The sequence below is a fragment of the Pseudomonas sp. 2(2015) genome, assembly GCF_000955865.1.
Taxonomy (GTDB): domain Bacteria; phylum Pseudomonadota; class Gammaproteobacteria; order Pseudomonadales; family Pseudomonadaceae; genus Aquipseudomonas.
In genome coordinates this window covers 352,222-366,110 of sequence record NZ_JYOF01000003.1, presented here as the reverse complement: position 1 = coordinate 366,110, position 13,889 = coordinate 352,222, and the positions used below count along the sequence as shown (strand labels likewise).

General features: G+C 55.6%; 18 protein-coding genes and 1 pseudogene. 13 read left to right on the top strand and 6 right to left on the bottom strand.

Features of this window, described 5'->3' with window-relative positions; genetic code table 11:
* Positions 1-4 precede the first annotated feature (4 nt).
* The 8 genes from UB48_RS04565 to UB48_RS04530 all read left to right on the top strand — a co-directional run bounded on the left by UB48_RS04565 (position 5) and on the right by UB48_RS04530 (position 4,586).
* Entirely contained in the window at positions 5-385 is a 381-nt protein-coding gene (locus tag UB48_RS04565) for a hypothetical protein (RefSeq protein ID WP_275559271.1), read from the top strand.
* Positions 385-1,113: a hypothetical protein gene (locus tag UB48_RS04560; RefSeq protein ID WP_045194412.1), complete on the top strand. Its 729-nt coding sequence runs from the start codon at positions 385-387 to the stop codon at positions 1,111-1,113. Before UB48_RS04565 ends, UB48_RS04560 begins: the two co-directional genes overlap by 1 nt.
* Before the next feature lie 10 nt (positions 1,114-1,123).
* Entirely contained in the window at positions 1,124-1,975 is an 852-nt protein-coding gene (locus UB48_RS04555) for a hypothetical protein (protein ID WP_045194409.1), read from the top strand.
* Entirely contained in the window at positions 1,972-2,313 is a 342-nt protein-coding gene (locus UB48_RS04550; protein ID WP_045194407.1) for a hypothetical protein, read from the top strand. Before UB48_RS04555 ends, UB48_RS04550 begins: the two co-directional genes overlap by 4 nt.
* The gene (locus UB48_RS04545) at positions 2,310-2,537 is read left to right on the top strand and encodes a hypothetical protein (protein ID WP_045194404.1); all 228 of its coding nucleotides are present in this window, start codon (positions 2,310-2,312) and stop codon (positions 2,535-2,537) included. The genes UB48_RS04550 and UB48_RS04545 overlap by 4 nt, the downstream gene beginning before the upstream one ends.
* Positions 2,538-2,595: 58 nt before the next feature.
* Positions 2,596-3,405 carry a hypothetical protein gene (locus tag UB48_RS04540; protein ID WP_045194403.1) on the top strand — a complete coding sequence of 270 codons (810 nt, stop codon included), beginning with the start codon at positions 2,596-2,598 and terminating at the stop codon, positions 3,403-3,405.
* A 9-nt stretch (positions 3,406-3,414) separates the two neighbouring features.
* Positions 3,415-4,038 carry a glycoside hydrolase family 19 protein gene (locus UB48_RS04535; RefSeq protein WP_045194402.1) on the top strand — a complete coding sequence of 208 codons (624 nt, stop codon included), beginning with the start codon at positions 3,415-3,417 and terminating at the stop codon, positions 4,036-4,038.
* 86 nt (positions 4,039-4,124) lie between these two features.
* Positions 4,125-4,586 carry a lysis system i-spanin subunit Rz gene (locus tag UB48_RS04530; RefSeq protein ID WP_052676500.1) on the top strand — a complete coding sequence of 154 codons (462 nt, stop codon included), beginning with the start codon at positions 4,125-4,127 and terminating at the stop codon, positions 4,584-4,586.
* A gap of 25 nt (positions 4,587-4,611) precedes the next feature.
* Here the strand turns inward: UB48_RS04530 and UB48_RS04525 are convergent, their stop codons facing one another.
* Positions 4,612-5,664 (bottom strand): DUF3800 domain-containing protein, encoded by a 1,053-nt coding sequence (locus UB48_RS04525; protein ID WP_045194400.1) that lies wholly within the window; start codon positions 5,662-5,664, stop codon positions 4,612-4,614.
* 166 nt (positions 5,665-5,830) lie between these two features.
* On the opposite strand from UB48_RS04525, the gene UB48_RS04520 reads away from it, so the two are divergent.
* Positions 5,831-6,040 (top strand): hypothetical protein, encoded by a 210-nt coding sequence (locus UB48_RS04520; protein ID WP_045194398.1) that lies wholly within the window; start codon positions 5,831-5,833, stop codon positions 6,038-6,040.
* 3 nt (positions 6,041-6,043) lie between these two features.
* On the opposite strand, the gene UB48_RS04515 is transcribed toward UB48_RS04520, so the two are convergent.
* From UB48_RS04515 to UB48_RS04505, 3 genes are all read right to left on the bottom strand, one after another.
* Positions 6,044-6,349, bottom strand: coding sequence for a hypothetical protein (locus UB48_RS04515; protein ID WP_045194397.1), 306 nt, complete (start codon positions 6,347-6,349; stop codon positions 6,044-6,046).
* 125 nt (positions 6,350-6,474) lie between these two features.
* Positions 6,475-6,750 carry a DUF1652 domain-containing protein gene (locus UB48_RS04510; RefSeq protein ID WP_045194395.1) on the bottom strand — a complete coding sequence of 92 codons (276 nt, stop codon included), beginning with the start codon at positions 6,748-6,750 and terminating at the stop codon, positions 6,475-6,477.
* Between the two features lie 16 nt (positions 6,751-6,766).
* Complete coding sequence (locus UB48_RS04505; protein ID WP_045194394.1) at positions 6,767-7,021, bottom strand: hypothetical protein; 255 nt, start codon at positions 7,019-7,021, stop codon at positions 6,767-6,769.
* A 487-nt stretch (positions 7,022-7,508) separates the two neighbouring features.
* Between UB48_RS04505 and UB48_RS27675 the strand changes: the two genes are divergently transcribed.
* The gene (locus UB48_RS27675) at positions 7,509-7,922 is read left to right on the top strand and encodes a hypothetical protein (protein ID WP_156160164.1); all 414 of its coding nucleotides are present in this window, start codon (positions 7,509-7,511) and stop codon (positions 7,920-7,922) included.
* A gap of 31 nt (positions 7,923-7,953) precedes the next feature.
* On the opposite strand, the gene UB48_RS04500 is transcribed toward UB48_RS27675, so the two are convergent.
* Both UB48_RS04500 and UB48_RS27235 read right to left on the bottom strand, forming a co-directional pair.
* Positions 7,954-8,991 (bottom strand): IS110 family transposase, encoded by a 1,038-nt coding sequence (locus tag UB48_RS04500; protein ID WP_045194393.1) that lies wholly within the window; start codon positions 8,989-8,991, stop codon positions 7,954-7,956.
* A 337-nt stretch (positions 8,992-9,328) separates the two neighbouring features.
* Positions 9,329-10,193, bottom strand: a pseudogene (locus tag UB48_RS27235) (IS3 family transposase); the annotation flags it as partial.
* Positions 10,194-10,813: 620 nt separating this feature from the next.
* On the opposite strand from UB48_RS27235, the gene UB48_RS04485 reads away from it, so the two are divergent.
* The 3 genes from UB48_RS04485 to UB48_RS04475 all read left to right on the top strand — a co-directional run bounded on the left by UB48_RS04485 (position 10,814) and on the right by UB48_RS04475 (position 13,889).
* A complete protein-coding gene (locus UB48_RS04485) occupies positions 10,814-11,017 on the top strand; it encodes a helix-turn-helix transcriptional regulator (protein WP_045194390.1) in 204 nt (67 codons plus the stop codon).
* 92 nt (positions 11,018-11,109) lie between these two features.
* Entirely contained in the window at positions 11,110-12,681 is a 1,572-nt protein-coding gene (locus UB48_RS04480; protein ID WP_045194389.1) for a type I restriction-modification system subunit M, read from the top strand.
* Positions 12,678-13,889: a restriction endonuclease subunit S gene (locus tag UB48_RS04475; protein WP_045194387.1), complete on the top strand. Its 1,212-nt coding sequence runs from the start codon at positions 12,678-12,680 to the stop codon at positions 13,887-13,889. Before UB48_RS04480 ends, UB48_RS04475 begins: the two co-directional genes overlap by 4 nt.

Below are 13,889 nucleotides of genomic sequence, written 5' to 3'. Positions count from 1 at the left end.
TGGAATGAGCGTGAGGGATGCCAACGAGGTGGAAACATTGGGCATGTCCGATTTCACATTGTCCAAGTTGGCACAAGTAATTATTCCGGCCTCTAACTCTACCGACCAAGGCTTGCGGTCTGACTACATCGAACTTGATGTTCCAGGGTACGATCCTGCAACTTGCTTCGTAACGATTGTGCCGCGTGTCTATGCTCAGTACGAACAGCCTGGATACTTCGATGGGTGGGGGTGTGTTCCTGTATATCGTGATCTGGGTGGCACTAAGATCGCGATATACACGTACACCAACAGGCGCTTCGCAACGGGCGTTGGGGGCAACTACCGTGACGAATGGATTTCAGCGGTCGTTGAAAGCGTTGTTGAAGTCGTGAAGGTGATGTAATGATCGAATATGGTTTTTACGCATCCAATGACTTTGGCTCTGTCACTATCACAAGTACCTATAAGGTCATGGTCTTTTCCGAAAGAGGGACCTTCAATATCACCTCTCGGTACACGGACCGTCCAGGAAACGGGCTTGTTACATTCGCGAAGCCAATCCTGACGTTGGAGCCACCGCAGGTTTTTCTCCGGCACGTCTCAGGGTTGCACAGCGGTCTGGGTCTCTACGTCACGATGCTAGGGTCACCAGGCAGCTGGACAGGGTTCTTGATCACTTCGGCGGTAAAGGGCGGAAATCAACTGCAGAATTACCTAGTGGAGTATGTGACCTGTAAGTATGCAGATGCACCCAGTACTGAAATGTATGGGCGAAACATATGGGACGCCAACGGTAGAATTGTATTTTCCTCCGGTGATCGCGTCGTCAGGTTTAACAAGTTCACTAAAAATTGGACGAAATCGCAGGGCGTTTACGTAGATGAATATTACAGTGGTTTAACGATTGACGCTGATGACTATATTTCTGTCACCAGTTTTGATCGAGGGATTGAATGGTTTGCTGGTGGTGCTCGCTATGCGGGGGTAACCATTTGGGACTTCAATGCGCCAGCGCTAATTATCTTTTGCGACAAGCAAACGGGTGGCGGTTACAGCTACCCATATGGTACTGACGGCACAAGCTTTTCAATTCCTGTCTGTAAGTTTCCAATTTCCAAGTATTACAACTAGGAGCGATTACATGCCATGGTACAGAACAGGCACGGTCGCCATCACGGCCGGCCAGAACACGGTGACCGGTACCGGCACCGCCTTCTCGGCAAACGCCCGGGTGGGTGATGCTTTCCAGGGGCCTGACGGCCGCTGGTACGAGGTGACCAACATCGCCAGCGGCACGGTGCTCACCATTCTGCCGGCTTACCTGGGGGCGACTGTCGCGGCCGGCACGTATGGACTTGCGCCGATGCAGGGGTACGTGAAGGAATCAGCTGATCGGCTGCGCCAGGTCGTCGAGCAGTACGGCGCAACGCTGGTTCTGTTTGGTGGTGCTGCTGATGCGGCGACGCTAAGGGTAAACATTGCTGCCGCGACCCGGGGCCAGAACGCCGACATCACGGCGCTCCTGGGCCTCACCACCGCACTCAGCGTTGCCCAGGGCGGCACCGGCGGTAACACGGCTGCAGCGGGCCGCGCCGGGTTGGGGCTGGGAACGGCGGCCACGGCAAATGCCGTGGGCACGGTTTCCCAATCGGGCGGGGTATCGACGGGCGCGATCATCGAGCGTGGTTCCAACGCATCGGGCCGTTACACGAAATTTGCCGACGGCACGATGATCTGTTCGGCAACGCTGAACTTCTCCCAGGCGGTCACCTTCGCCCAGGACGGGCTGTTCATCGGGGCCACGCCGACGTTCGGCTTTCCGGCGGCCTTCATCGCACCGCCTCAGTTCACATTCAGCGCGCGGGCGCAGACGGTTTCCACCCAGCCCAATGCGGTGACCGCGACAACCTATCAGGGCCTGGTCATGTCCATGACTTCCAGGACCATCACAGCAGACTTTGTAATGACAGCCCAAGGCAGGTGGTACGCATGAGACTGAAACTGACCCCGATCCGCTCCGACGCCACCCTGGCCATTCACAAGCTGGGTGACGTGCTGACCATCAATGGCTTGCCGTATGACTTTGGCCCTCTGCCAGATGGCGCCACGCTCCCGTCCGAGGCCATTGGCTGCCCATGGATCAACCAGCCGGTGGAGCGCATCAACGGCGTGCTGGTCATTCCGATCACCATGCCGCACGGCGCCGAAGCCGGGGAGCGATCGCGCTTTCCCGCGGACATTGTTGGCGCCCCGGACGGCCCGATTGCGCTGCCGACCGACCAAGACCCCAAGCCAACCGTAGCGGAAGCAACAGAGGAGACCGACGCATGATCGACTTCAGCAAGGTCAAAACCGCAGAGCAGAAAGCCAATGAGGCCCGCCAGGCAGAGCGCGACGCGGCGCTGGCGTCCCGGCGTGCGGCCTATACCGCCGAGAGCGATCGCCTGAAGTTCGAGGCTGAATATGACGCGCTGGCTGCCGGCACTGAGCCCGATTACAGCGCCTGGATCGCCGCGGTCGCCGCCATCAAGGAGCGCTACCCGCTCCCGCAGTAACGGTCAGAACGTCAGCGCACCCGCCATCGAGCGGGTTTATTTTTGCCTGGAGAAAAGCATGCCCTGGAGCAGAGCAGGAACAGTGGCCGTAACGGCTGGCCAGAAGACGGTCACCGGTACCGGCACGGCGTTCACCTTGAATGGCCGGGTCGGTGACGCCTGGGTCGGGCCGGACGGCCGGCAGTACGAGGTCACGAACATCATCAGCCCAACGTCGCTGAGCATCGAGCCCGCGTATCTGGGTTCGACGGTTACCGCAGGCGCCTATGCCCTGGTGCCGATTCAAGGGTGGCCCAAGGCTGCAGCTGATCGGATGCACCAGATCATCGACCAGTGGGGCGTGGCGCTTTCCTCGCTGGGCGCCGTGTCGACAGAGAACGTGGTGCCGGTGGCCAAAGGCGGGACGGGCGGAACGACGCAGGCAGCTGCTCGGAATGGCCTCGGCCTGAAGACAGCGGCGGTGGCGGATATCGTCGGCACCGTCTCGCAGGCCTCGGGTGTACCCACCGGCGCGATCATCGAGTCAGGCACCAACGCGAACGGCGAGTACGTGAAGTTTGCCAACGGCACCCTCATCTGCACGGCGGCGGTTGTGCTCGAGTTCAGTGTGGCCCTGACCCTACTTAAGCTCTGGTCCTTTCCTGCGGCCTTTTCGGCGGCGCCGAAGGTAACCGTCACGGCGATTCAGGGGCTGTCGGCCGATTCGGCGCCGGTGACGTTCGCCGAGTTCGGCTCTGCAATGGCGGCCTCCATCAACACCGTCCAGTGTGTGCCGCGCCTGTGGCGCACCGCCGGCGGCACCAACAGCTTCATCAGTACGTCCGTGGCCACCGTGCACTGCCACGCCATCGGCCGCTGGTTCAATTAGGAGAAACGCATGCCCCCTTTGACTGAGCAGCAGTTGCTGCAAATTCTCCCGAACGCCCGCCCAGTCGCGGGCATTTTTTTGCCTGCGCTGAACCGGGCCATGGCGCGCTACAAGATCGACAGCCCAGTCCGCGTGGCGGCGTTCCTGGCTCAGGTCGGGCATGAGTCGGGCCAGCTGCGCAACCTGGTGGAGAACCTGAACTACAGCGCCGAGGCGCTGGTGCGCACCTGGCCCAGCCGCTTTACCGCGACTTCAGCGACGGCCTGCGCGCGGCAGCCGGAGAAGATCGCCAACATCGTTTACAGCGGGCGCATGGGCAACACTCGCCCGGGGGACGGCTGGCGGTACCGTGGGCGTGGCCTGATCCAGCTCACCGGGCGATCGAACTATGCCGCCGCCGGCGCCGGCCTGGCCCTGCCGCTGGAGGACAACCCCGAGCTGCTCGAGCAGCCCGAACATGCCGCCATGTCCGCTACCTGGTGGTGGTCGACCCACGGCCTGAATGAGCTGGCCGACGCCGGCCGCTTCCAGGATATCGGCAGCGTGATCAACACCGGCAAGCCTGGCCGGGTGCCTCACGGCGCCGCTGAACGAAAGGCCCTGTATGACCGCGCGCTGAAGGTGCTGGCGTGATTAGCTGGCGCACGATCGGCGCGGCAGTGTCGCTGGCGCTGGTGGCCTGGGCGTTCCGGGGTACCTACGAGCACGGCCGCTCGACCATGGATGCCGAGTGGCAGGCGAAGAGCGCGAAGCAGGCAAATGAATTCCAGGCTGAACGAGAGGCCGCCGCTGTGGCGGTGATCAACTGGCAGGGCGCTGAGCAGGCCCGGCGCCGCGCCCTTGAAGATCGGCTACAGGCCAACGATAAAATCCACCACCAGGAGCTGACCAATGCTCAAGCAACCCAAGCGCGCTTGCGCGATCGCCTCGCTACTTCTGATCTCCGGCTGTCAGTCCTACTTGCCACCCCATCCCAGGGTAGTGGCTGTGGGGTGTCAGCCACCACCGGCCCCGGCGGCGTGGTTCATGGAGCCACGCGAGCCGAACTTGACCCAGCAGCTGCTCAACGAATTGTCGCCATCACCGATGCCGGCGACCAAGGATTGATTGCCTTGCGAGCGTGCCAAGCCTACGTGCTGCAGTTGCCTGAAGCTTCTTATCGGCTTCCACGCCGTGAATGAAGAACAGGTGTCAATTGGTTAGTGGTCATGGCTTTTGAAAGTTAGCAGCAAAGTAGTTGATCACTTCCTCTGCCTGGGTTCCCTGGCGGAAACGCTTCTGCGCCTGGAAATTAACCGAAGGTAACATGTGGATCAGCTGATCATCAGCATACTGCGCTAGGACCTGCTGGGCATCCAGTCTTCCCTTGCGCTGCCCCATGAGCGTGTTCGCTGCCTCAATTGCCGCCCCAATCATTACGTCTGCCAATTGCACTGCGGGGCTGGTCTTGGAGTCTACTTGTGCCACAGACTGGAGTTTGAGCGGAAACGTGATGCTCGCGATCTCAGACTGTTTAAAGGTGATCTCCTCTTGGTGACCGATAAAGCGCTGCAGTAAGTTGTGATATGTGAGTAATTTTTTGGACTGGTCGTGCTCGACTCGATAAGGGCCTCCAGCCATTACTTCCATCCGGCTGATCAAGGACTGCAGGACTATGAAAGCGGCATCGGTGCTGACGCCTGGCGTTGCGATTGCCTGCAGGCATTCTGGTGCCGCAAACTGCGCCAAGGGCCCCAACGCTTCTGGAAGCTCCCTCCAACGCGTGGCGCGAGCGGCCACAATCAGATCTTCAAGCGCTACCTGGCTCTTCTCTTTCATTGCGCGCTGGAAACAGCCAAGTAACCGATGGAGAGCGCCTTTTCCGAGCAACTTCGGACCAGCTACATGCAGCAGTGAAGCGAGGGAGTAATTCTGCCCATCCGCATAAAAATTAATTCCGTGTGCGTGATAAAACGGTTCGACCGCATAGTCTAGGAACATGAGCAGCAGGAGGTAACGCTTATCGCACACGTAGGTTACACACTTGTAGTTGGTCAGAAGGTCTTGCTGCAGAGCCAGCAGGCGCGGGTGATTGGCCGGCCGTTGCGCCAGAGCTCGGTACTTGAGCTCGTCTGCCTGTAACTTGGGAAAATGCTTATGGATCAAGCGCTTGGCATCTTCATCGCTAATGGCAATTGCTGACGCACCTTGGAACGGCTGATCTGGATTCAGCAAGTCGAATCCGGTGTAACCGCTTTCGTCGATTCGAAAGCATTCCATTTTGAACTCCTGCTAATAGGTTTGAGGTTCTTGATCAGTAACACCGTTTTGAGCAGGTAGGGTTTACGAGCAATCAGGTATTGACCATTCACTGATGCGGCTGGTTTAAGCCCAGAACCCAACAACCTTGGCCTATATTGCTCTGGCCAGATAACGGAGCATTAATGTGAAAAAAACCCTAGCAGGTGTTGTCGAGGCTGGCGAGCCGCTGATTCAGCAGGCCATCGATGCGCAGCGCCGCTACCAAGCTGCCCAGGACGCCGGTGAGCCAGCGGCAGAAATCGAACGCCTGCGCCTGGAGGCCGAATCACTCTATCAGGCTGTCACTGAGTATCAGCTGCGGTCGCTTGGCGGACCTGCGCGCACGCTGCACTGAGCGTTAACCCTTCGGCGGCATTGCTCCCCAGGTGGCAGGGCAGCCCCCAATATGTCGATTCTTCAGCTCGGTGTTTTCTACCAGGGCATCGGACAGCTCCCAGGTCATGCGCTCGATCCTGGCGTTCAGCTTGGTGATCTCGGCGGCCTGCGCTTGGTGGATGGCCACCAGCTTCTCGATGTTGTCCCGGGCCCGGTCTAGCTCATGCCGCAACTGCTCGCACTCGGCTTCGACCAGGCGCGCATGCTGGCGCAACATTTGAACAGGCGTGGGCATGCCCAGCGCGAAGCTGTCGTCTTCGATGATCACGGTGCGGTTTACCAGTGCTGTTTGGATATACAGTAATCGAGGCGGGGTAATTCTGGCCAGCTCAGGGTGACGAGCTGTAGGTGAGAGGGGGTTGTGTTCGGTCGGCAGGACGCCGGGGGAGGGTGTTATGGTGATTTTGCTGGTGGCTTCCAGTCTTCCAGTCGGTAGCCTTTCTGCTCAATTCGCGCGCGGATTGATGTGATTATTTCAGTGAGCCTACTTTCAGTCGAAAACTGTTGTTTGAGAATCTCCTCTAAGGTCACCACGGGCTGATCCTTATGATCAAACACTCGGAGTTTCATGCGGTGACCATAGTCCCACGGCTCCGCCACGCACCTGAGGGGAGCAAAGGAAGCCTCAAGAGTTTTGGCCGCTTCGGCGGCGGTCAAGTATTTATGCATTGTGCTGAGCTCTAGACTAGGGAGGAGTGTCGCGACTCAAAAGCTCCTTCACCCTAGCTTTATCCCGAGCACTTTGCTGCTGGCTTAGCAAGGGGGAGAAGACGCTATCAAAGACGCTTTTTTGATGCTGAGATAACGACGAATACCCTTGTCCGAGCACTTGGCGAGCAATACCAACGGCCTTTTCGTGAGTTGCAGTATGGGGAATAAAGCCATCCAGTGCGTCTTCCAACATCGAAACCCACTCTGCATCGGCAGCGTCGTAGTCCATGGCAAATCCTCGAAGGGGAGCGGCGAGAATTCATAGGATAGCTGCTTTTGGCCTCTCCCGATTATCAATAGCAGCTTGCGCAAAACCACCCGTCCAGGCCGCGTGTTCCCGTTTGCAAAACCACGAAAAACCCGATACTGTGACGGTCAGGTTTAGGTTTTAATGTGAGTTAAATCAGCGACTTACTGACCTTTCGTCCGCTGCATGGGGTGCAAGGGGGCGAGTGTTCGAATCACTCCGTCCCGACCATATATTTCAATGACTTAGCCCAATCTGAAAAGATTGGGCTTTTTCATGCGTGGGAACTTTTTCGGAGCATCATCCGATTACCCTCTTCGAAATCGCCTGAGTAAAATTCGAAGGCTAACGGGTTAGTCTTGTTTTAATGGTAGCTTAGCGGTTTACGGCATAGCGCTTCGGAGCGCTAAAGTTCAATGATTGGGCGCCGATTTCCTATGGGTAACGACTATTCAAGGAATGGATGGGTATGTTTGGATTTATTGCGAATAAAGCGAAAGCTCTGACAGAGGTAGTCACGGAGAAAGTGTCTTCCGCAAGCGATGCTGTAGCCTCTGCAAAGGGTGCGGTGCTTGAAAGCGTTGGGGAGGGGACTACCGCTGCGGTCTCGCGGGTAGAGAAGCATTGGCCTGTTGTTGAAAAGGTTTTAGTTGATGGGCTGCTGACCGTTACTCATGATCGCTTGAAAGACGATGAGTTTTTCCTTCTCGCAGTAGAAAAGGCTTTCGAACTGCTTCCGGCGCCAGTTCGGTTGGTTTTGCCAAGATCTTCGATTATCAAGCATAGCTTGACTCATAGAGACTCGATCGTTGAAAAAATTGCAGCTCAACGAGCGGTCCGTTCACTGTCGAGCAAACCAAAGTTATTAGAGACTGATGTGTAGGCCTATGTTATTGCTGACGCCCTTCTAAACGTCAAGTGGATATTGCGACTTGGTTGGTGGTGCGGTTTCGGCTTTGGATGATGCCGTAAACTTCTCGCGCGATATACCGCTTGAGGCATCGGATCGCCTCGAGCTTTGAGTGACTTTCAGCGATGCGCCTGCTGAAATAAGCCTGGGTTCGAGCGTCTGTTCTCAGCCGCCCGATTGCGATGATGTGCAAAGCGCTATTAGCAGCACGGTCGCCACCTCGATTGAGCCGATGGCGGCTAACCTTTCCTGAAGATGCCTGGACAGGGCTGACGCCACAAAGGGCAGCGAAACTAGATTCTGAGCGGAAGCGATCGCTGTTGTCCCCAGCTGTCAGGAGAAGCTGAGCGGCAGTCTCATAACCGATGGCATTGCGGGAAACCAAGTCTGGTGCAAGATCGTCAACCAAGCCCGCTATCATAACGTCCAGATCGGCTATTTCATCATGTAGTTCCAGATACCGCCTGCTCAGTGTTTTGAGGGCTATTCGATATGCAGACGCGAGCTGACGGTAGTCAGATAAATCCGGCCGCGACGCTGCCAGCATTCGAATCAACTGCATTCGCGTCAGTTTTCGTAATGACTCGCGAAGCTCATCTGGTGCGCTGACGATGGTGCTCTGAATAAGTTGCAACGTCACGCGGCGAGCCTGGATTGCCGTCTTGCGGCAAACCTTGAGTAAACGTAACGATTCGACCATCCCATCTCGCTTCTTGGGGGTGACTGTTCGAACACCCGCGAAAGCCGCGTGAGCTGCGTTACAGGCATCCAGCGTATCGCCCTTGCCCCGTTTGCGCCTATCGCTTCTGTCGGGCGCTGTCACTTCAAGAACAGTCACCTTAGCTTGATCCAAGTATGGCAGCAGCCCGGCCCCATATGTTCCAGTGCATTCAATGCCCACACGTGTCAGTTCGCCGAACGAGCGCATCCACGTCAGCATTTGTTTGTAGCCATGCTGTGTCGTCGCAAAACACTCGCTGGCTAGAACACGATCAAGTTCATCTACGACTGCCGCTACATGTAAGTCTTTATGGGTATCCACGCCACCTACGACTCGTTACTGAAATCCTTCGGCTTCGACGTCGCGCATAGTTGGTTGCTCCAAATTTGGGATCACAGACCAATCCGCTCGAGCCGAGTACGTGGATAAGACAGTAAAGTGACGTAACGTCAGGCCCTTCTAGGGTCACAGGCATCGGTGAGGCGGAAACCTCGACGTGCAGCGCTCCCGGCTGGCCGACAGGTCCAAGGAAAGACACAAGGCCAATCGGAGTGAGGGTCAGGCCAACCAGGGCACCTCACGACGCCAGATCATCCCTTATTGGTCCATCGCTGTGTGGGTCAGGCCATCCGGAAACACTGGCAATCACATTCTTACTGTCGCTGTGAAACAGTACATTCTGAGGCCGGCCACGCTGTTCATGGGCCATGTCCAAGGCCTTGATCACCAGGTCGGCATCTGGCTTCGATGAAAACGCCCAGCCCGCCACGCGGCGGGTGGACAGATCGATCACGGCCGCCACATAGTGCCAGCGACCCTGAGCCCAGACATACGTGATGTCCCCGCACCAGACCTCATTTGGTGCCGACACGGCGAACTCTCTATCCAGCACGTTCGGGATATCAGGCCGCTCCACCGTCGCCTTTTTGTAGGCATGTGAGCCGGGTTGCTTGCTGATCAACGTCATCTCGCTCATCAGCTTGCGTACCTTGAATCGGCCAATTGCTATGCCGTCCTCGCGCATCATGAACATGATGCTTCGGCTGCCCGCCGCGCTGCGGTTTTGGGTGAACAGCTCATTCACGCGGCTGCGCAAAATCAGCCGCTAAATGTCTGGAGATCGGTGCTTGCGACAGTGCGCGTAATTGCAGGATCGGGTGACTTCGAATACCGAGCACAACAGATCAACAGGCTCTTCAGAACGAAGCTGATCAATTAACGCGAACGCTCGTGTTCCTCGGCCATCAAGAGCGCGGTGGCCTTTTTTAATATACTTTTTCCCGTTCCAGGCGATTGATCCGAGCTTCCAGCTCCTGGATTTTCTGCTGTTCGGGCGTCAGCGCTTTATTGGTCGGAGTCACACCGTTTCGCTCTTCCTGAAGCTGGTTAACCCATCGACGCAGGGCCGACTCCACCAGCCCAAGCGAAGGGGCTGCTTCGATATGGCTGTAGCCCTGGTCGAGCACCAGACGGGCAGCTTCGCGATTGAACTCGGGCGTAAAGGGACGATGTTGCTTGGTCATCGGACACCTCTCTCTGGCGAGCATTCTCGCCTAAATGGGTGTCCGGAATAATTAGACCACTACAGTATCCCGTGAAGCGCTTGAGGTCATACTGCGTGATGAGCAGCATCTTCTGCGGCCTTTAGACCAGCTTGTTGAGGATGATCAAAGCTCATTTTTCCCAGGCGGGTTTACTGCCGAGCGCTTTGTAGAACCTGTCGAGTCCGATGTGCTTTGGCGCAGCATTTGTTAGCGCAAGGAAGGGGGGCTTGGTTTGGTCTGCTGAGTGTGGGGCATCGCTTTAGCCCTTGGAGTGCTCGGACGATTCGTCGAAAGCGTGAACTCTCACGCCAAAAATACGCGGCGCAGCGACCCTGCATGCGCAGGTTCCAGCGACTTGCATGGCATGGCTGGTTACGGCTTCGTGGATAGGGGATAACCCTCGAAGGCGCTTGCCGAATAGCGGCTGGAGCGGATCTCCTTCTTGGGCTCGATCTCGCGCGAATCTCCAGGCAAATCCAAAGCCGATAAAAAGTTAGTTTTGGCTATAAAATTTAAGTTTGACTAGCAAAATCACGCTAAGAAAAGCCCCCGTGTTAACCTAGAGCTTCACGAGAAGATCAGTTTCCAGGGGCACAGCCATGATCCGCTGCCATCTCGCTCGCATGATGGGTGAGCACAAAATGCGTATTGCTGACGTTGCCAGAGAAACGGGGCTCAGCCGCGCCACGGTAACCCTACTCTACAAAGAAACAGCACAGAAAGTGGATCTGGAAGCCATTGAGAAGCTGTGCCTACTGTTTGAGTGTCAAGTAGGCGACCTGCTTGAGCTGACGCCAGCATAGACAGCGCTGCTGTCATAGATCTGGATCACACAGCAAGCGCCTTAACGGCATCCAACCAACGACTGAAACTAGAAATTTAACAGGGAAAATGTATGACCAGCACCCAACAACGCGCCGCTTTGCAACGCCAGATATGGGCCATTGCCAACGATGTCCGCGGTGCCGTCGATGGCTGGGACTTCAAGCAGTATGTGCTCGGCACACTGTTCTACCGCTTCATCAGCGAAAACTTCGCCAACTACATCGAAGCCGGTGACGACAGCGTCAACTATGCCGAACTGCCCGACAGCGTCATTACCGCAGACATCAAAGACGATGCCATCAAAACCAAGGGCTACTTCATCTACCCCAGCCAACTGTTTGCCAAGGTGGCTGCCGGCGCCAACAGCAACGAAAGCCTGAACACCGATCTGGCCGCCATCTTTGCCGCCATCGAAAACTCCGCCAACGGCTATCCCTCCGAGCAGGACATCAAAGGCCTGTTTGCCGATTTCGACACCACCAGCAACCGCCTCGGCAATACTGTAAAAGACAAAAACCTGCGCTTGGCCGCCGTGCTCAAGGGCGTGGCCGAGCTGGATTTTGGCCATGCGTTTTATGAAAAGAGTGACGCCAGCCACATCGACCTGTTTGGCGATGCCTATGAATTCCTCATCTCCAACTACGCCGCTAATGCCGGTAAATCCGGTGGCGAGTTTTTCACCCCGCAGCATGTGTCCAAACTGATTGCCCAACTGGCCATGCACAAGCAAACAAGCGTCAACAAGATTTACGACCCTGCTTGCGGCTCCGGCTCGCTGCTGCTGCAAGCCAAAAGACATTTTGACGCGCACATTATTGACGACGGTTTTTATGGGCAAGAACTCAACCACACCACCTATAACCTGGCGCGGATGAACATGTTCCTGCACAACGTCAACTACGACAAATTCAACATCCAGCTGGGCGACACCCTGATCGCCCCGCATTTTGACGACGACAAACCCTTCGACGCCATCGTCTCCAATCCGCCCTACTCGGTGAAGTGGAAGGGCTCGGACGACCCTACCCTGATCAACGATGATCGCTTTGCCCCCGCCGGCGTGCTCGCGCCTAAATCCAAGGCCGACTTTGCCTTTGTGTTGCACGCGCTCAGCTATCTGTCCAGCAAAGGCCGCGCTGCCATCGTCTGCTTCCCCGGTATTTTTTACCGAGGCGGGGCCGAGCAAAAAATCCGCCAGTATCTGGTGGATAACAACTATGTCGAAACCGTGATCTCGCTCGCGCCCAACCTGTTTTTTGGCACCACCATCGCCGTAAACATTCTGGTGCTGGCTAAGAATAAGAAAGACACCACCACCCAGTTCATCGATGCCAGCGACCTATTCAAGAAAGAAACTAATACCAACGTGCTGCTGGATTCGCATATCGAGCAAATCATGGCCGTGTTCGACAGCAAGGCCAACGTCGATCACTTTGCTAAGTCGGTACCGTTAGAGGAAGTGGTTGCCAAAGAATACAACCTGTCGGTTAGCAGCTATGTCGAAGCCAAAGACAACCGCGAGGTGGTGGACATTGCCCATATCAATGCCGAACTGAAAACCACGGTTGCAAAGATCGACCAGTTGCGCAAAGACATTGATGCCATCGTCGCTGAGATTGAAGGCGAGGAGCTGGATGCATGAGCTGCGTGAACTTTTTTGAAAGACTGATGGACGGAGTAGCGGTCGAATGGAAAACGCTGGGTGACGTTACTCAATCCACGAAAAATATCAAATGGCGCGATGCGAGCAGAACTTACCGATATATTGACCTCACCTCTGTAAGTATTGAAGCTAAAGCAATAATCGAAACATCCGAAATCACAAGCAGCAATGCGCCAAGCCGGGCGCAAAAACTTGTCGAAAAGGATGATGTTATTTTTGCAACAACTCGCCCAGCCCAGCAGCGTTATTGTTTAATTGATGATGCGTACGCTGGCGAGGTTGCAAGCACCGGATACTGCATTCTGCGCGCTAAGAAAGCAGAGGTATTGCCTAAGTGGATCTTGTATTGGATTGCTTCTTCTGGTTTCAAAGAATACGTTGAAGAAAATCAAAGTGGATCGGCATACCCCGCCATCTCAGATGCAAAGGTAAAAGATTTCAAAATCCCTGTCCCTTGCCCGGAAAACTCCAAAAAATCGCTTGAAATCCAAGCCGAAATCGTCCGCATACTGGACAGCTTCACCGAGCTTACCACCGAGCTTACCACCGAGCTTACCACCGAACTTACCATCCGCAAAAAACAATACAATTACTATCGTGATCAGTTATTAAGTTATGAAGACGATGAGGTGGAGTGGAAGACGCTTGGGGTTCTTGCAGAAAACCTCGATTCAATGCGAAAGCCAATCACGAGTGGACTAAGAGAGCCAGGTGATATTCCATATTACGGAGCATCGGGAATCGTTGACTATGTCAAAGACTACATCTTTGATTGCGACCTTTTGCTTGTTTCCGAAGATGGCGCGAATCTGTTGGCGCGAAACACGCCAATCGCATTTAGTATTAGTGGAAAGAGCTGGGTGAATAATCATGCTCACGTACTGAAATTCAAAACATACGCTGAGCGCAAGTACGTTGAATATTACCTGAATAGTATCGACCTGACGCCCTACATCTCAGGATCAGCGCAGCCAAAACTGAATAAGAAGAGCCTAGAAAGCATTCGCATCCCAAATCCATCTCCAGAAGATAAGAAGCGAATCGTCGACATCTTGGACAAATTCGATGCCTTGACTAGCTCCATCAGCGATGGCTTGCCGCGCGAAATCGAGCTGCGGCAGAAGCAATACGAGCATTACCGCAATCTGCTGCTGAACTTCCCGAAACCAGCGGCAGTGGGGGCATAA